An 18,049-nucleotide genomic window follows, 5' to 3' on the forward strand; every position below is an offset into this window, starting at 1 on the left:
TCTAAGCTATATCCTTGTTTTCTAAGTTCATAGATCTGAACTTTATCATCATAAGTTAATTTCATAATAAAAACACCCCAAAAGTTAGATTTTTTCTGTCTAACTTTTGGGGTGCAGTTCAACTTGAACCGTAATACTATGCGTTTTATTGTGAGAAAATTTATTTCATTTTCTCCTGAAATTGAGTTTTTACCCAGTCTCTAATGAGTTATTTCCAAGTGACCAGTTCGCTCCAAACGCTAACATTCGATATAGTAGAGGTTTCACCAGCTGGAACCCATTTGTTGGTGCCTAAGTATCTAACTTCTAGTTTACGAACGTTTACTGTGTAAGATGCTTTTAGTCTAATATAACCATAAGTGTAGGGTGGTACGTTATGGGAGACTGAGTGATTTAAACTAAGTCCAGCTCCAGACTCCGGAGCAGAAAAGCTAACACCTGCACCTACAGTCAGAGTAGCTCCAGCTTTTCCACCATAGGCAGTTGAACTTACAGGACCTGATGTGGTGCTTTTCTTGTAAGAGTGAGAGTATTTAGTTCTATAGTCTGCAACACCAGTTGCATTAGAACGAGTCTGATACGTAGATTTAGACTCTAAATAGGCGTCTCTAAGTTCAGTCGTATAAAATGACAATAACTCTCCTGTGTTGATATCTTTTACAATACGATTAGATACAATTTCATAATTTGTACCAGGATAGACATCAGCAAAAACCGTAGATGTTGTGACTAAGAATAATAGACTTGATAGTAGAGAGAAAAACAATAGTTTCAGTTTAATCATAACAAATTTACTTTCTTCATGAGTAAAAGATTATTTTTTCAATCCTTTGAAAGTTATAATGCAACCCGAAATAATACTGAGAGTTCCTACAGGTCTCCAATATAGTTGCCAAAAGAATAAATTTATTCTTTCTTTCAGTGTCGCATAGGGTTCGGCATAATAGGGGTTGATGTGAAATAATAAAAAACCAAAACATAAAACTATGATTCCAGTTAAGAATAAAATGTCCTTATTTACTTTCCTCATAAAACCTCCTTTTATTTTATTTAAAGCGCTTTCTATTATTAGTATACGTCAAAAAAAGAAAAAAAACAAGTCTATTTATTTATTTTTTTACATGGTATAATAGAATAGTTGGAGAGTTTTTATATAGCTTTAAAAGGCTGATATGAATACTTTGTATAATCTAATGATTCTTCAAAAAATTTCTTATTCAAACAAGAGCAAAGAGAAGGTGGGCTGCATATCAGAAGTTAGATGTATTTCTGTCTAACTTTTGAGGTGTAGTTCATTTTAAAACCACGAATCCTATGTGACTCGTGGTTCTTTTTTATAAACTAGTAGAGTGTTTTGGTTGTACTTTTTGCTCAGGGTCGATGTAGTTGATAGCATTATTGACAGCAGTTGGAGCTTCTCCGAGACCTGTCGCAATCAAGTCAATTTTTCCGTCATAGTAGCAACAGTCACCGATAGCATAGATACCTGCTTGGCTAGATTCCTGTTTGCTGTTGACAATAATCTTGTGACGGTTGAGGTCGAGCCCCCAGTTTTTAAGGTTACCAACAGAAGATTTGAAACCATAGTTGACAAAGAGGTGATCTAAGTCAATCGTTTCTGTTTCATCAGATTTTACTTTTGTGATTTCCAACTTGTCAAGCTTTTTTCCATCTCCAAGGAGTTGGCTAGGGACGAATGGTGTCTTGATGGTCACAGATGATTCTTGCAAAGCTTGCACACTGTGTTCCAAGGCACGGAAATTATCTCTGCGGTGAACAAGGGTAGTTGGCGCGATTTTTTCAAAAGCCAAAGCCCAATCCACAGCTGAGTCCCCCCCACCAAGAATCGTCACTTTCTTACCAGCATATTGCTGGATGTTGGAAACGTGGTAGTGGATATTTTCATAGTTCTCAACGCCTTCTAGTTCCAGAGGACGTGGTTTGAAGGCGCCGCCACCCATAGCAATGATAACTGTTTTAGACAGGTGACTCCCTTTAGAAGTTGTAATTACAAAGCCTTCTTCTTGTTTTTCAATCTCAATAACCGTTTCGTTGAGATGAATAGGGGTATCAAAGCCGTTTAGCTGTTCAATCAAGCGGTTGGTCAACTCTTCTCCAGTCAGGTTTGGGAAACCTGGAACGTCGAGGATTTCCTTTTCAGGATAGAGAATAGCAGGTTGTCCACCTAGTTGGGGAAGAGAGTCGATGATTTGGACCTTGGCTTGGCGTAGGTGGGCATAGAAGGCCGCAAAAAGACCAACTGGACCACCACCTACAATGGTAATATCATAGAGTTGAGACATGGTTTCTCCTTTGTTTTTTCTAGTCATACTCTTCGAAAATCTCTTCAAACCACGTCAGCGTCGCCTTACCGTAGCTATGGTTACTGATTTCGTCAGTTCTATCCACAACCTCAAAACATTGTTTTGAGCAACCTGCGGCTAGCTTCCTAGTTTGCTCTTTGATTTTCATTGAGTATCAGTTTATTTTATCATATTTTTTCCTTAATTTAAAATGAAGTAGGATAGGGGAAAAATGCCAGAAAAATGGTATAATAGACAGGAACGTGTTTGGACAGAGAGGAGACGGCAGATGAACTTTCAACAATTATCCAACCTGCAATATTGGACTAGCTTGTTTTCTAGTCCTTGGAGTATTGCCATCAATGTGTTTGATATTTTGATTGTGGCTTATGTTTTGTATCGTTTTACAAAAGCGATAGCTGGTACCAAGATTATGATTTTGGTGCGGGGGGTATTGATTTTTGTATTAGCCCAGGTTGTAGCTAATATCCTTGGTTTAACCACGATTTCTTGGTTGATTAATCAGATTATCACTTATGGAGTCATTGCTGTGGTTGTTATCTTCTCTCCAGAGATTCGGACTGGTTTGGAACGCTTGGGAAGGGCGACAGATTTCTTTTCTACTACTCAAATAAGTGCAGAAGAGCAAATGATTCGTTCCTTTGTCAAGTCAGTTGAATACATGAGTCCTCGTAAGATAGGTGCCCTGGTTGCCATTCAACGAGTTCGGACCTTGCAAGAATACATTGCGACAGGGATTCCTTTGGATGCCAATATTTCGGCTGAACTTCTCATCAATATTTTTATCCCTAACACTCCCCTACACGATGGTGCTGTGATTATCAGAGAAAACCGAATTGCGGTAACCTCTGCCTATCTGCCCTTGACAGAAAGTACAGGGATTTCCAAGGAATTTGGGACCAGACACCGGGCGGCTATCGGTTTATCAGAAGTGTCTGATGCCTTGACCTTCATCGTCTCAGAGGAAACAGGTGGTATTTCTATTACCTACAATGGGGTCTTCAAGCATGACTTGACGATTGAAGAATTTGAAGCAGAGCTACGAACAATTCTTTTGCCAGCTGTTGAGGAAAAAGCCAGTTTCAAGGACCGTTTGCTAGGAGGTTGGAAATATGAGAAAAAATAGTCTATATATCATTTCATCTCTCTTTTTTGCTTGTGTCTTATTCATTTATGCAACGTCTACCAACTTTCAAAATAGCAATACCGCAAGGCAGGTCAAATCAGAGACCTACACCAATACGATAGCAAATGTTCCTATCGATATTCACTATGATAATAGTCAATACTTTATTAGTGGTTTTGCTTCAGAAGTTTCAGTTGTGCTGACAGGTGCCAATCGTGTGACTTTGGCCAGCGAAATGCAGGAAAGTACTCGTAAGTTTAAAGTTACTGCTGATTTGACGGATGCCAGTGTTGGAACGATTGAAGTTCCCTTGAATATTGAAAATCTTCCAAGTGGATTGACCGCTGTGGCAACGCCTCAAAAGATCACAGTGAAAGTTGGGAAGAAGGTTAAGCGAGATGAGATGATTGTTGTTCCGCAAGTTGACCAAAGCCAGATTGATCCCAAGTTACAAATTGATAGTGTAACTGTGTCAAATGAACGAGTTTCTGTCACAACTGACCAAGAAACATTAGCTAAGATTGACAAAGTTATTGCGCTTTTACCAACTAGCGAACGCATAACAGGTAATTACAGTGGTTCAGTACCTTTGCAGGCAATCGACCGCAATGGGGTTGTCTTACCGGCAGTTATCACTCCGTTTGACACAACAATGAAGGTGACTACAAAACCTGTGACACCAAGTTCAAGCACATCAAATTCAACTACAAGCAGTTCGTCGGAGACATCTTCGTCAACGAAAGCAACTAGTTCAAAAACGAATTAAAAAATAGGAAAAGGATTTTATAAAAATGGGTAAATATTTTGGGACTGATGGAGTCCGTGGAGAAGCTAATGTAGAACTAACACCAGAATTGGCCTTTAAACTAGGACGTTTTGGAGGCTATGTTCTTAGTCAACATGAAACGGAAGCACCGAAAGTCTTTGTAGGACGTGACACACGAATTTCAGGAGAAATGCTAGAATCTGCCTTGGTAGCTGGTCTCCTTTCAGTTGGTATTCACGTATACAAACTAGGCGTTCTGGCAACGCCAGCAGTAGCTTACTTGGTTAAAACTGAAGGAGCAAGTGCAGGTGTCATGATTTCTGCTAGCCACAATCCAGCCCTTGATAATGGAATCAAGTTCTTTGGTGGGGATGGCTTCAAACTAGATGACGAAAAAGAAGCAGAAATTGAAGCCTTGCTAGATGCTGCGGAAGACATTCTTCCTCGTCCAAGTGCAGAAGGTCTAGGTACTGTAGTTGATTATCCAGAAGGCTTGCGTAAGTATGAAGGCTATCTTGTTTCAACTGGAACTCCTCTTGAAGGAATGAAGGTTGCCTTGGACACAGCAAACGGTGCAGCGTCTACAAGTGCCCGTCAAATCTTTGCAGACCTTGGAGCTCAATTGACTATTATCGGGGAAACACCAGACGGTCTTAACATCAACCTTAATGTTGGTTCAACCCACCCAGAATCCCTTCAAGAAGTGGTCAAAGAAAGCGGGTCAGCTATCGGTCTGGCCTTTGATGGAGACAGTGACCGCTTGATTGCTGTTGATGAGAATGGCGATATCGTTGATGGTGACAAGATTATGTACATCATCGGAAAATATCTTTCTGAAAAAGGACAATTGGCCCAAAATACAATCGTGACAACTGTTATGTCTAACCTTGGTTTCCACAAGGCCTTGGACCGTGAAGGTATTAACAAGGCAGTCACTGCAGTCGGTGACCGCTACGTTGTTGAAGAAATGAGAAAATCAGGCTACAACCTTGGCGGAGAACAGTCTGGGCACGTGATTTTGATGGATTACAATACCACAGGTGATGGCCAATTATCAGCTGTCCAATTGACGAAAATCATGAAAGAAACTGGTAAGAGCTTGTCAGAGCTGGCCGCAGAAGTAACCATCTATCCACAAAAATTAGTCAATATCCGAGTGGAAAATGCCATGGAAGTGCCAGCTATCAAGGCCATCATTGAGAAGATGGAAGAAGAAATGGCAGGAAATGGCCGTATCCTTGTTCGCCCAAGTGGAACAGAGCCCCTCTTACGTGTTATGGCAGAAGCGCCTACAACAGAAGAAGTGGACTACTATGTTGATACCATCGCTGATGTAGTTCGAGCTGAAATTGGGATTGACTAAATCCTAGAAAACTAGATGAAAATAAAAAATTATGGTACAATAGCTTATAATATTGTAGCTAAGGGAGAGAGACATGAATCTTAAACGTGAACAAGAATTTGTTAGTCAGTATCATTTTGATGCGCGTAATTTTGAATGGGAAAATGAGAATGGAGCTCCTGAAACCAAGGTGGATGTAAACTTCCAATTGCTCCAACATGACCAAGACAATCAAGTGACTTCCTTAATTGTTGTCTTGAGTTTTATGATTGTATTTGATAAGTTTGTCATTAGTGGAACCATTTCACAGGTGAACCATATCGATGGTCGTATTGTCAATGAACCAAGTGAATTGAGCCAAGAAGAAGTGGAAACTTTGGCTCGTCCATGTTTGAATATGCTCAATCGTTTGACTTATGAAGTGACTGAAATTGCATTAGACTTACCAGGAATCAATTTGGAGTTCTAATATGAAACTAGCTGTTATTACAGATTCCTCTGCCTTTCTCAGTACAGAGACCTTGCAAAGAGAAGATTTGTTTGTCTTGGATATTCCTGTCAATATTGATGGTGAGGAGTATGTTGAAGGCATCAATCTGACTGCTGAGGAATTTTATCAAAAAATGGCTCAGGCTTCTGAATTGCCTAAGACCAGTCAACCAAGCATTGCCAAGTTAGATGAAATCTTAACTTCGCTCAAAGAACAAGGCTATACCCATGCCTTGGGGCTTTTCCTATCTTCTGGAATTTCAGGTTTTTACCAAAATATCCAGTATATGGTGGATGATTATGAGGGCTTGACCATTGCTTTCCCAGACACTTTGATTACAAGTGCTCCGCTGGGTATTATGGTTGAAAGTGTCTTTAACTGGCGAGACCAGGGCGATGATTTTGCCATTATTCAGGATAAGCTAGCCATTCAAATCAGCCGTACGTCAGCTTTTATCATGGTAGATGATTTGGACCACTTGGTGAAAGGTGGACGTCTTTCAAATGGGGCTGCGATTTTGGGCAATCTGCTAAGCATTAAGCCAATCCTTTATTTTAACGATCAAGGTGTGATTGAAGTTTACGAAAAAGTTCGTACTGAAAAGAAAGCAACCAAGCGCTTAATTGAAATCATTAAGGAAACAACAGCTTCAGGCCAATATCGGGTCATTGTCATTCATGGAAATGCTCCTGAAAAGGCTGAAGAATTGCGTCAACACTTGCTTGAATCTGGAGTGGGTACGGATATTTCACTAGCTACATTTGGTAGTGTCATTGGAACTCACCTAGGAGCAGGAAGTATTGCTCTGGGTTATATTCCAGTGATTTAGTTGGCACTTTTAGACTAGTTAAGAAGTTAGCAGTTGAACACGCCTGGAACCCCGTGTGAAAAAGATAGTTCTTCCAAGGAGTAGACGCTCCTTGATCAGAACTCCTATTTTCACTTTGTGTTCCTACAGGCTTTGTATCTTAGACAGGAGTAGAGATGAGTATTCGAGTAATTATTGCTGGTTTTAAGGGAAAGATGGGCCAAGCTGCTTGTCAGATGGTCTTGGATGATTCAGACTTGGACTTGGTAGCAGTTTTGGATCCCTTTGAGTCTGAATCAGAATGGCAAGGAATTCCTGTTTTCAAGGATAAGGCTGATTTAGCAGGCTTTGAAGCGGATGTCTGGGTAGATTTTACTACTCCAACTGTTGCCTATGAAAATACACGCTTTGCTCTTGAAAATGGCTTTGCTCCAGTAGTTGGAACGACTGGTTTCACAAGTGAAGAAATTGCAGAACTAAAAGCATTTTCCCGTACCCAAGATTTGGGTGGTTTGATTGCCCCTAACTTTGCCTTGGGTGCTGTCTTGCTTATGCAATTTGCTACGCAGGCTGCCAAATATTTCCCAAATGTGGAGATTATCGAGCTCCATCATGACAAGAAAAAGGATGCTCCGAGTGGAACAGCTATTAAAACAGCTGAGTTGATGGCAGAAGTTCGTGAATCAATCCAGCAAGGTGCGCCTGATGAGGAAGAATTGATTGCAGGTGCCCGTGGTGCTGATTTTGATGGCATGCGCATCCACTCAGTTCGTTTGCCAGGCTTAGTAGCCCATCAGGAAGTCATCTTTGGCAATCAGGGAGAAGGATTGACCCTCCGTCATGACTCCTATGATCGCAGCTCCTTCATGACAGGAGTGAATTTGGGAATTAAAGAAGTTGTCAAGCGTCATGAGCTTGTCTATGGATTAGAACACTTATTATGAGATTAACGAAAATGCCTTCTGAATTTCAGAAGGCTTTACCAGTATTAGAAAAAATTAAAGAAGCAGGCTTTGATGCTTATTTTGTTGGAGGCTCTGTTCGAGATGCCCTTCTCAATCGTCCCATCCACGATGTGGATATAGCGACGTCTTCTTATCCTGAAGAGACCAAGCAGATTTTCCCACGAACAGCCGATATCGGAATTGAACATGGAACTGTCTTGGTCTTATATGGAGACGAGGAGTATGAGGTGACTACTTTTCGGACAGAGGATGTCTATGTGGACTATCGTAGGCCTAGTGCGGTTTCCTTTGTGCGTTCGCTAGAAGAAGACCTCAAGCGTCGTGATTTTACAGTCAACGCCTTTGCCTTGGACGAGACAGGGGAAATCGTTGACTTGTTTCATGGTTTAGAGGATTTGGAAAATCAAGTTTTGCGAGCAGTTGGAGTGGCTAGTGAACGTTTCAACGAAGATGCTTTGCGGATTATGCGTGGTTTCCGTTTTCAGGCCAGTCTTGGCTTTGAACTTGAGCCAGAAACATTTAAAGCTATGAAGATCTTGACGCCGCTTTTGGAGAAAATTTCTGTAGAGCGTACCTTCGTCGAGTTTGATAAACTCTTGCTGGCTCCGTTTTGGAGAAGGGGTTTGTCTTCCATGGTTGAGAGTCAAGCTTATGACTATCTCCCTGATATGGCATCTAGCCAAGATAAGCTCAACAGATTGTTTGATTTGGAGAATGATTTCACTTTTGAATCCTCTGAACAAGCTTGGGCGGCTCTACTGTGGGCTCTGGAGATTAAAGATGCACAGCCATTTTTGAAGGCTTGGAAGACCTCTCGTCAATTTGCCAAGCAGGTACAGGATTTACTGACTATTTTGGCTCTGCGTGAAAAGGGAGAATTGAGCAAGCGCGATTGTTACCGCTTTGACTTGGATTTACTTTTACAGGCTGAAAATCTTCGTCAGGCTCAAGGAAAAGAAGTCAACCCACAAGCTATCACAGAAACTTACCAGAGTTTGACAATTCATGATAAGAAAGAAATCCAAATCAACGGTGGTATTTTAATCAAGGAATATGGTTATCATCCGGGCCCAGACTTGGGAGAGATTTTAACAGATATTGAATATGCTATTGTCGATGGAGAATTGGAAAATGACCGTCAAGCCATCCATGCTTATCTGAGGGAGAAAAAATGAGTGATTTTATCGTTGAAAAACTAAGTAAATCCGTCGGTGACAAGACCGTTTTTAAGGATATTTCCTTTATCATCCATGATCTAGACAGAATTGGTTTGATTGGTGTCAATGGGACTGGCAAGACCACCCTTTTAGATGTTCTTTCCGGTGTTTCTGGCTTTGATGGGGATGTTAGTCCTTTTTCAGCTAAGAATGATTACCAGATTGGTTACTTGACTCAGGATCCTGATTTTGATGATAGCAAGACTGTCTTGGATACGGTTCTATCTAGTGACCTCAAGGAAATCCAGCTCATTCGTGAGTATGAGTTGATCATGCTCAACTACAGTGAAGACAAACAGGCTCGTTTGGAACGTGTCATGGCTGAGATGGATTCTCTTCAAGCTTGGGAAATTGAGAGTCAGGTCAAGACCGTTCTCAGCAAGCTAGGTATTCAGGACTTATCTATTCCTGTTGGGGAATTGTCAGGTGGTCTGAGAAGACGGGTCCAGTTGGCGCAAGTTTTACTTGGCAACCACGACCTCTTGCTTTTGGATGAGCCGACTAACCATCTGGACATTGCGACTATTGAGTGGCTGACCCTCTTTTTGAAAAATTCTAAGAAAACCGTCCTTTTTATCACCCATGATCGTTATTTCCTAGACGCTTTATCAACACGTATTTTCGAGTTGGACCGAGCGGGCTTGACAGAATACCAAGGAAATTACCAGGACTATGTTCGCCTTAAGGCAGAACAGGATGAGCGCGATGCGGCTCTTCTCCACAAAAAGGAACAACTTTATAAGCAAGAATTGGCCTGGATGCGCAGGCAACCGCAGGCGCGTGCGACCAAGCAGCAGGCTCGTATCAATCGTTTCCATGACTTGAAGAAAGAGGTTTCAGGCAGTAGTGCTGAGACAGACTTGACTATGAACTTTGAAACCAGTCGTATTGGGAAGAAAGTCATCGAGTTTCAGGATGTTTCCTTTGCCTATGAAAACAAGCCTATTTTGCAAGATTTTAATCTCTTGGTGCAGGCTAAAGATCGTATTGGAATTGTTGGGGACAACGGTGTTGGGAAATCAACTCTCCTTAACTTGATTGCAGGAAGTCTTGAGCCGACAGCAGGTCAAGTTGTGATAGGGGAAACTGTTCGCATCGCCTATTTCTCTCAGCAAATTGAGGGTCTGGATGAAAGCAAGCGAGTGATCAATTACTTGCAGGAAGTGGCAGAAGAGGTCAAGACCAGCGGTGGTTCTACGACTTCTATTGCAGAATTACTGGAGCAGTTTCTTTTCCCACGTTCGACGCATGGAACCTTGATTGAGAAGTTGTCTGGCGGCGAGAAAAAACGTCTTTATCTCCTCAAATTGCTCTTGGAAAAACCAAATGTTCTTCTCTTGGACGAGCCAACCAATGATCTGGATATTGCAACCTTGACAGTTTTGGAGAATTTCTTGCAAGGCTTTGCTGGTCCAGTTTTGACTGTTAGTCACGACCGCTATTTCTTGGATAAGGTAGCGACCAAGATTCTGGCTTTTGAAGATGGCAAGATTCGTCCTTTCTTTGGTCATTACACAGACTATCTTGATGAAAAAGCCTTTGAAACAGAGATGGTCAATCAAGTTCAAAAGGCTGAAAAGGAGAAGGTCGTCAAGGTCAGAGAAGACAAGAAACGCATGACCTATCAAGAAAAGCAGGAGTGGGCAAGCATTGAAGGCGATATTGAAGCCTTGGAAAACCGTATCGCTGCTATTGAAGAGGAGATGCAGGCCAACGGCTCTGACTTTGGTAAGCTGGCTACTCTCCAAAAAGAACTGGATGAGAAAAACGAAGCACTCCTTGAAAAATACGAACGCTATGAATATTTAAGTGAGTTTGATAGCTAGAAGAATGGAAAAATCCCGTCTCATGGACAGGATTTCTCTATTCTTTTTTGGTTTCTTGATGAAAGATATTTTGCCAGGTTTCGTGGCGACGCCAGATACTGGTATGGACGATACCATCTAACTCATAGCAGATGAGTTTGGTCTTTTGACTGATGGAAGTGATCTGGATATCCTTGATAGCTGAATTTAACTCTTTTTCGGCTTTATAGGCCTCTTTATTCATCTGTTCTCCATCTTGACGAATATAGACAAAATCATCAGCCAAGAGTTCTTCCAGTTGATTTCCTTGGTCAATCAATTGTTCGCGCATAAGCAATTTTTTGTAGACATTGTCTAAAATCTCATCCTCAGGTATAGGTGCTGGCTCGATATGGACATCGGTATCGAAGATGCCAAAACGTTCCTCCAGCATAGACTCGACTTGATCCGCGATTTCATGACTCTCATAAACAGACAAGTCAGGATTCATCTCCAACGTAATATCCAGGTAGATGTTGCTACCGTAGGTGCGACCTCTTTGCGATTTGACCTTGCTGATTTTAGGAATTTCCATAATGGCTTTTTGATATTCCTCAAGCAGACGGTCATCAAAACCATCTGAAAGGCTAAAGGAAGACTCGATGAAGATATCATAGGCAGTTTTCAAGATAAAGAAAGTGATGATGATAGCAACCAATTTATCCACAATGGGATAATTGAAACTGCTAGCCAGGATGGCAATGGTGGTACCAAGTGAGGTAAGAGCGTCAGAAAGATTGTCTTTGGCAGCAGCCTTCAGTGCCTTGGAGTTAGATTTCTTACTGAGGCGAGTATTGTAGAGATAGACCAGAAACATTATCGCTGCAGAAATGATTCCTAGAGTTGCACCCAGAGGATCAATGACCGTTTCTTCCCGGCTGAGAATCTTTTGAATGGTGTCCCTCAGCACATCAAAGCCAACATAAAACATGATGATGGAAGTGATCAAGCTAGCCAAATCTTCAATCTTCCAGTGGCCAAAACGGTGGTCTCGGTCAGCAGGCTGGCGCGCCATTCGAATACCAATCAAGAGGGCCACATTTCCAATGATGTCCGACACGTTGTTGAAACCATCGGCCACCAAACTGGATGAATGAAGGAGGTGACCAGTTGCCAATTTGGCTGCAGATAAGAGCAGGTAGGTCGAAATGCTGATAATGGCCCCACGCTCAGCTAACTTGAGATTTGAAATAGATTGCTTCATTCAACTTCCTTTCTAGTCACATAGCATTTTACCATTATACTGGTTTTCAAGGGAAAATTCAAATAAGGTAGTTTTTACTCTTTTAAAACTTCCCAAAATTTGGTATAATAGTACTACTAAAGGGAGTAGCTGGCAGAAACCTGTGATAGTGTCGTCATTCCGAATTTTATACTGAAAAGTATGTTTTCCGGCCCTATCTTAAACAGCGAGACTTGTTATGATTAACAGGTCTCTTTTTGTTTGTCGTGAAAAGATACGATGGGAAAAAGAGAGCCTGTTTTGCACACAATGTCAAGGAGGAGACACATGTCAAAAGAACAAAAACGCCAAGCGTTTTATACTCAAAGTCCTGAAGAGGTCTTGAAGGCTGTGGATGCGACCGAGCAAGGTTTGTCATCAAGTGAGGCGGAAAAACGCCTTGCTGAATTTGGCCACAATGAACTCGAAGAAGGAGACAAACGATCAATACTGGTCAAATTCATCGAGCAATTTAAGGATTTGATGATTATCATCCTAGTTGCGGCAGCAATCTTATCAGTCGTGACTTCTGGAGGGGAAGATATCGCTGATGCCATTATCATCCTAGCTGTGGTTATCATCAACGCTGCCTTTGGTGTTTACCAAGAAGGGAAAGCCGAAGAAGCGATCGAAGCCCTCAAATCCATGTCTAGTCCAGCTGCCCGCGTTCTTCGTGATGGCCACATGGCTGAGATTGACTCTAAAGAATTGGTACCTGGAGATATCGTTGCCCTTGAAGCAGGTGACGTGGTGCCAGCGGACCTACGTTTGCTAGAAGCCAACTCTCTTAAAATTGAAGAAGCTGCTTTGACAGGTGAGTCTGTGCCAGTCGAAAAAGACTTGTCAGTCGAGCTTGCGACAGATGCTGGTATTGGTGACCGTGTCAACATGGCCTTCCAAAACTCTAACGTAACCTATGGTCGTGGGATGGGTGTTGTTGTCAATACAGGTATGTACACTGAAGTTGGTCACATCGCTGGTATGCTTCAAGATGCGGATGAGACAGATACACCACTCAAACAAAACTTGAACAATCTTTCTAAGGTCTTGACCTATGCTATCTTGGTTATTGCCCTTGTTACTTTTGTAGTTGGAGTTTTCATTCAAGGAAAAAATCCACTTGGTGAGTTGATGACCTCTGTTGCGCTTGCCGTTGCAGCCATTCCAGAAGGGCTCCCGGCTATCGTAACGATCGTTCTTGCCCTTGGTACGCAAGTCTTAGCTAAACGTAACTCTATCGTTCGTAAATTGCCAGCAGTAGAAACACTTGGTTCAACTGAGATCATCGCTTCTGACAAGACTGGTACGCTGACTATGAACAAGATGACCGTCGAAAAAGTCTTCTACGATGCAGTTCTACATGACTCAGCTGATGACATTGAACTAGGTCTTGAAATGCCCCTTCTTCGTTCAGTTGTCTTGGCAAACGATACTAAAATCGATGTGGAAGGCAACTTGATTGGTGACCCAACAGAAACAGCCTTCATCCAATATGCCTTGGACAAGGGCTACGATGTCAAAGGATTTTTAGACAAATATCCTCGTGTAGCTGAGTTGCCATTTGACTCTGACCGTAAGCTCATGTCAACAGTTCACCCATTGCTAGATGGTCGTTTCCTTGTGGCAGTCAAAGGTGCGCCAGACCAACTTTTGAAACGTTGTGTTCTTCGTGATAAGGCTGGAGATATTGCTCCGATTGATGAGAAGGTTACAAACCTCATTCATACAAACAACTCTGAAATGGCCCACCAAGCCTTGCGTGTCCTTGCAGGTGCGTATAAGATTATCGATAGCATTCCAGAAAATCTCACTTCTGAAGAACTTGAAAATGATTTAATCTTTACTGGTTTGATTGGGATGATTGACCCTGAACGTCCTGAAGCTGCTGAGGCTGTTCGTGTGGCGAAGGAAGCGGGAATTCGTCCAATCATGATTACGGGTGACCATCAAGATACTGCAGAAGCTATTGCCAAACGTTTGGGAATCATCGATGCAAATGATACAGAAGGCCACGTTTTAACTGGTGCTGAACTCAATGAACTGTCAGATGAAGACTTTGAAAAAGTTGTTGGCCAGTATTCTGTTTATGCCCGTGTGTCTCCAGAGCACAAGGTTCGTATCGTTAAGGCCTGGCAAAAACAAGGTAAGGTCGTTGCCATGACAGGTGATGGTGTCAATGATGCGCCAGCTCTGAAAACAGCCGATATCGGTATCGGTATGGGAATCACTGGTACAGAGGTTTCTAAGGGGGCTTCTGACATGATTCTTGCAGATGATAACTTTGCGACTATCATTGTTGCAGTTGAAGAAGGACGTAAGGTCTTCTCAAACATTCAAAAGACCATTCAATACCTGCTTTCTGCCAATACTGCTGAAGTATTGACCATCTTCCTATCAACCTTGTTTGGTTGGGATGTCTTGCAGCCAGTTCATCTCTTGTGGATCAACTTGGTAACCGATACTTTCCCAGCTATCGCTCTAGGTGTTGAACCTGCTGAGCCTGGTGTCATGAATCATAAACCACGTGGACGCAAGGCAAGCTTCTTCTCAGGTGGTGTTTTCAGTTCTATCATCTATCAAGGTGTACTCCAAGCAGCTATTGTTATGAGTGTTTATGGTCTTGCGATTGCTTACCCAGTTCATGTGGGTGACAATCATGCCATTCATGCAGATGCCCTTACTATGGCTTTTGCAACCCTTGGTTTGATTCAGCTCTTCCATGCCTACAATGTGAAATCTGTCTACCAATCCATCTTGACAGTCGGCCCATTTAAATCTAAGACCTTTAACTGGTCTATCTTGGTATCCTTCATTCTTCTCATGGCAACTATCGTCGTAGAACCGCTTGAAGGAATCTTCCACGTAACCAAACTAGACTTGTCACAATGGGGAATCGTTATGGGCGGAAGCTTCTCAATGATTATTATTGTCGAAATTGTTAAGTTTATTCAACGCAAACTAGGTTTTGACAAGAATGCGATTTAAGGGAGGTTTCTGATGTCAGCTTATCAATTACCGACCGTATGGCAGGATGAAGCTAGTAATCAAGGAGCCTTTACGGGACTAAACAGACCAACAGCAGGTGCCCGTTTCGAACAAGACTTACCAAAAGGAGAACGACCTTTTCAGCTTTATTCACTGGGAACACCAAATGGTGTGAAGGTCACTATCTTATTGGAAGAATTACTAGAAGCTGGTTTTGAGCAAGCGGCTTACGACTTGTATAAGATTGCTATCATGGATGGGGATCAATTCGGTTCAGACTTCGTAAAGCTCAATCCAAATTCCAAGATTCCAGCCTTGCTGGACCAGTCAGGTACTGAAGAAGTAAGAGTCTTTGAGTCTGCTCATATTCTCCTTTATCTTGCTGAGAAATTTGGAGCCTTTTTACCAAGCAATCCTGTGGAAAAGGTAGAAGTTTTGAATTGGCTATTCTGGCAAGCAGGTGCTGCACCTTTTCTAGGTGGGGGATTTGGACATTTCTTTAATTATGCCCCTGAAAAATTGGAATATCCAATTAATCGCTTTACGATGGAAGTGAAACGCCAGTTGGATTTATTGGATAAGGAATTGGCTAAGAAACCTTATATTGCAGGCAATGACTATACGATTGCAGATATTGCTATCTGGTCTTGGTATGGACAGTTAGTTCAAGGAAACCTTTATCAAGGTTCTGCAAAATTTTTAGATGCCTCAAGTTATCAGAATCTAGTAAACTGGGCAGAAAAAATTGCCAACCGTCCAGCTGTTAAGCGTGGTATGGAAGTAACTTACAAAGAAATTAAATAGCGAAAAAGTCATCTTCGGATGGCTTTTTGCTACAGTTGAGGGAAAGGGCTTGCAGTTATCGGCTTTTGTGCTATAATTGCTATAATATAGTAAACATCAAGAGGAGTGTGAGGAAGTGGAAAAGAAAATTGTGAAGGATATCTTATTTTTATCTCAGGTATCTCAGCCGGCAAGTCAGGAAGATCTGTATCTTGCCAGAGATTTGCAGGATACACTCTTAGCAAATCGTGAGACCTGTGTTGGTCTGGCTGCCAATATGATTGGGGTGCAGAAGCGCGTGATTATCTTTAATCTTGGCTTGGTTCCCGTGGTCATGTTTAATCCAGTTCTCCTGTCCTTTGAAGAACCTTATGAGACAGAAGAAGGCTGTTTGTCCTTGGTAGGTGTGAGACCAACTAAGCGTTATGAAACTATAAGGATTTCCTATCGTGACAGCAAGTGGCAGGAACAGACTATTACCTTGACAGGCTTCCCAGCTCAGATTTGCCAGCATGAACTAGATCACTTGGAAGGACGAATCATTTAGGAGGAAAGCAAATGAAACGAATAGTCTTTGAATTTATTTTTATCGCAACGACCTGGTATATCTTTTTACCGCCTCTTAACCTGACCAGCTGGGAATTTCTCTTTTTTCTCTGTGGGCATTTGCTGCTTGTGGCAATCTTATTTGGCTTTGGCAAGGGAATCAATCTGGTCAAAACAGTCCATGTGCGCCACGGCAAGGCGGAAGCTGCCTTAAATCTTGAAGGTTTCAAAATCAATCGGTTAGGTAAAGTTCTTTTTGCTTCTATTGGAGGGATTCTTCTCTTGGCAGCTTTGGTTTCCTTGGTAACTTCCAGCATTTTTCAGGCTAAAAATTATGCCAATGTAGTCACGGTTACGGAAAAAGACTTTACTGAATTTCCTAAGACTGACACCAGTAAGGTTCCTATTCTAGATAGAAGTACTGCTGAAAAAATTGGTGACCGCTACTTGGGTTCCCTAACAGATAAGGTGTCGCAGTACGTAGCGGCAGACACCTATACCCAATTGACGATTGATGGGAAACCTTATCGAGTTACGCCACTAGAATATGCAGATCCTATCAAGTGGTTTAATAATCAGGCCAAGGGAATCGGCGAGTATATCAAGGTGGACATGGTAACTGGAAATGCGAATTTGGTGGACTTGAAGACACCAATCAAATATTCAGACTCGGAGTATTTTAATCGTGATGTCAAGCGTCACCTGCGCTTTAAGTACCCAACCAAAATCTTCAAGACTCCATCTTTCGAGGTGGACGATGAGGGTAATCCTTTCTATGTAGCAACGGTTTACCAAAAGCAATTTGGACTTGCGGTTCCCCGTCCTGTTTCAGTCATTATCTTGGATGCCACAAATGGAGATACCAAGGAATACAGTTTGGCAGATGTTCCAGAATGGGTGGACAGGGTTTATCCAGCTGAGGAAACCATTGAGCAAATCAACTACAACGGCAAGTACAAGGATGGTTTCTGGAATGCCATGATTTCCAAGAAAAATGTGACCCAGACTACCAAGGGCTATAATTACTTGTCTATCGGTAATGACATCTACCTATACACAGGTGTGACGTCGGCCAATGCGGATGAAAGTAATCTTGGTTTCATCCTTGAAAATATGCGAACAGGAGAAATCACGAAGTATAGCTTGGCTTCCGCGACCGAAGAATCAGCCCGTGAATCAGCCGAAGGTGCTGTTCAGGAGAAATCCTACAAGGCGACCTTCCCAATCCTCATCAACCTCAATGACAAGCCTCTCTACATCATGGGCTTGAAGGACAATGCTGGTTTGGTCAAAGAGTATGCTTTGGTAGACGCAGTCGAGTACCAAAATGTTATCGTAGCCACGACAGTAGAAGAACTGCTCAGCAAGTACGCCAATAAAAACGACCTTGAAATTGATAATGAAACCACAGAAAGCATCAAGGGTGTGGTAGCAGACCTCAAATCAGCTGTTATCAAGGGCGACACCGTCTACTTCTTTAAAGTTGATGGCAAGATTTACAAGGTTAAGGCCTCAGTATCAGATGACCTTCCTTACCTTGAAAATGGTAAAACCTTCGAAGGTCAAGTAGGAAAAGATAATTATCTTAAGACCTTTAAAGTGCAGTAATACTCTTTGAAAATTTCTTCAAA

The 18,049-nt window shown here is 42.0% G+C and carries 16 protein-coding genes and 1 pseudogene; 12 read left to right on the plus strand and 5 right to left on the minus strand.

All coding sequences use genetic code 11. The features are described 5' to 3' along the window. The 4 genes and pseudogenes from FJR73_RS10630 to FJR73_RS10480 form a co-directional block, all read right to left on the minus strand. Nucleotides 1–65: pseudogene (locus tag FJR73_RS10630) on the minus strand (transposase); the annotation flags it as partial. A 143-nt stretch (nucleotides 66–208) separates the two neighbouring features. Then, nucleotides 209–784 carry a hypothetical protein gene (locus FJR73_RS09365; protein WP_000593540.1) on the minus strand — a complete coding sequence of 192 codons (576 nt, stop codon included), beginning with the start codon at nucleotides 782–784 and terminating at the stop codon, nucleotides 209–211. A 550-nt stretch (nucleotides 785–1,334) separates the two neighbouring features. Next, nucleotides 1,335–2,303 (minus strand): NAD(P)/FAD-dependent oxidoreductase, encoded by a 969-nt coding sequence (locus FJR73_RS09370; RefSeq protein WP_140834613.1) that lies wholly within the window; start codon nucleotides 2,301–2,303, stop codon nucleotides 1,335–1,337. Between the two features lie 19 nt (nucleotides 2,304–2,322). Continuing rightward, nucleotides 2,323–2,472 (minus strand): hypothetical protein, encoded by a 150-nt coding sequence (locus FJR73_RS10480; protein WP_235888732.1) that lies wholly within the window; start codon nucleotides 2,470–2,472, stop codon nucleotides 2,323–2,325. A gap of 120 nt (nucleotides 2,473–2,592) precedes the next feature. Here FJR73_RS10480 and cdaA point away from each other — a divergent pair, with 120 nt between their 5' ends. The 8 genes from cdaA to FJR73_RS09410 all read left to right on the plus strand — a co-directional run bounded on the left by cdaA (nucleotide 2,593) and on the right by FJR73_RS09410 (nucleotide 10,864). Then, nucleotides 2,593–3,450, plus strand: a complete 858-nt coding sequence (gene cdaA, locus FJR73_RS09375) for a diadenylate cyclase CdaA (protein ID WP_140834614.1) — start codon at nucleotides 2,593–2,595, stop codon at nucleotides 3,448–3,450. Continuing rightward, the gene (locus FJR73_RS09380) at nucleotides 3,437–4,216 is read left to right on the plus strand and encodes a YbbR-like domain-containing protein (protein ID WP_001230936.1); all 780 of its coding nucleotides are present in this window, start codon (nucleotides 3,437–3,439) and stop codon (nucleotides 4,214–4,216) included. The genes cdaA and FJR73_RS09380 overlap by 14 nt, the downstream gene beginning before the upstream one ends. A gap of 25 nt (nucleotides 4,217–4,241) precedes the next feature. Next, the gene (gene glmM / locus FJR73_RS09385) at nucleotides 4,242–5,579 is read left to right on the plus strand and encodes a phosphoglucosamine mutase (RefSeq protein WP_140834615.1); all 1,338 of its coding nucleotides are present in this window, start codon (nucleotides 4,242–4,244) and stop codon (nucleotides 5,577–5,579) included. 73 nt (nucleotides 5,580–5,652) lie between these two features. Then, a complete protein-coding gene (locus FJR73_RS09390; RefSeq protein ID WP_140834617.1) occupies nucleotides 5,653–6,027 on the plus strand; it encodes a DUF1149 family protein in 375 nt (124 codons plus the stop codon). Nucleotide 6,028: 1 nt separating this feature from the next. Continuing rightward, complete coding sequence (locus tag FJR73_RS09395) at nucleotides 6,029–6,877, plus strand: DegV family protein (RefSeq protein WP_061088284.1); 849 nt, start codon at nucleotides 6,029–6,031, stop codon at nucleotides 6,875–6,877. Nucleotides 6,878–7,032: 155 nt separating this feature from the next. Further along, on the plus strand, nucleotides 7,033–7,800 hold the full coding sequence (dapB, locus tag FJR73_RS09400; RefSeq protein WP_140834618.1) for a 4-hydroxy-tetrahydrodipicolinate reductase: 768 nt from the start codon (nucleotides 7,033–7,035) through the stop codon (nucleotides 7,798–7,800). Further along, the gene (locus tag FJR73_RS09405; RefSeq protein ID WP_140834619.1) at nucleotides 7,797–8,996 is read left to right on the plus strand and encodes a CCA tRNA nucleotidyltransferase; all 1,200 of its coding nucleotides are present in this window, start codon (nucleotides 7,797–7,799) and stop codon (nucleotides 8,994–8,996) included. The genes dapB and FJR73_RS09405 overlap by 4 nt, the downstream gene beginning before the upstream one ends. Continuing rightward, complete coding sequence (locus FJR73_RS09410) at nucleotides 8,993–10,864, plus strand: ABC-F family ATP-binding cassette domain-containing protein (protein ID WP_140834620.1); 1,872 nt, start codon at nucleotides 8,993–8,995, stop codon at nucleotides 10,862–10,864. The genes FJR73_RS09405 and FJR73_RS09410 overlap by 4 nt, the downstream gene beginning before the upstream one ends. 37 nt (nucleotides 10,865–10,901) lie before the next feature. Here the strand turns inward: FJR73_RS09410 and mntE are convergent, their stop codons facing one another. Continuing rightward, on the minus strand, nucleotides 10,902–12,086 hold the full coding sequence (gene mntE / locus FJR73_RS09415) for a CDF family manganese efflux transporter MntE (RefSeq protein ID WP_140834622.1): 1,185 nt from the start codon (nucleotides 12,084–12,086) through the stop codon (nucleotides 10,902–10,904). Between the two features lie 306 nt (nucleotides 12,087–12,392). Here mntE and FJR73_RS09420 point away from each other — a divergent pair, with 306 nt between their 5' ends. The 4 genes from FJR73_RS09420 to FJR73_RS09435 all read left to right on the plus strand — a co-directional run bounded on the left by FJR73_RS09420 (nucleotide 12,393) and on the right by FJR73_RS09435 (nucleotide 18,026). Continuing rightward, nucleotides 12,393–15,089 (plus strand): cation-translocating P-type ATPase, encoded by a 2,697-nt coding sequence (locus FJR73_RS09420; protein WP_140834623.1) that lies wholly within the window; start codon nucleotides 12,393–12,395, stop codon nucleotides 15,087–15,089. 12 nt (nucleotides 15,090–15,101) lie between these two features. Next, a complete protein-coding gene (gene yghU, locus FJR73_RS09425; protein WP_140834625.1) occupies nucleotides 15,102–15,893 on the plus strand; it encodes a glutathione-dependent disulfide-bond oxidoreductase in 792 nt (263 codons plus the stop codon). 115 nt (nucleotides 15,894–16,008) lie between these two features. Continuing rightward, a complete protein-coding gene (locus FJR73_RS09430) occupies nucleotides 16,009–16,419 on the plus strand; it encodes a peptide deformylase (RefSeq protein ID WP_140834627.1) in 411 nt (136 codons plus the stop codon). A gap of 11 nt (nucleotides 16,420–16,430) precedes the next feature. Beyond that, nucleotides 16,431–18,026 (plus strand): hypothetical protein, encoded by a 1,596-nt coding sequence (locus FJR73_RS09435; RefSeq protein WP_140834629.1) that lies wholly within the window; start codon nucleotides 16,431–16,433, stop codon nucleotides 18,024–18,026. Nucleotides 18,027–18,049: the final 23 nt, after the last annotated feature.

It is taken from the genome of Streptococcus sp. D2, from assembly GCF_006385825.1.
Lineage (GTDB): Bacteria > Bacillota > Bacilli > Lactobacillales > Streptococcaceae > Streptococcus > Streptococcus shenyangsis.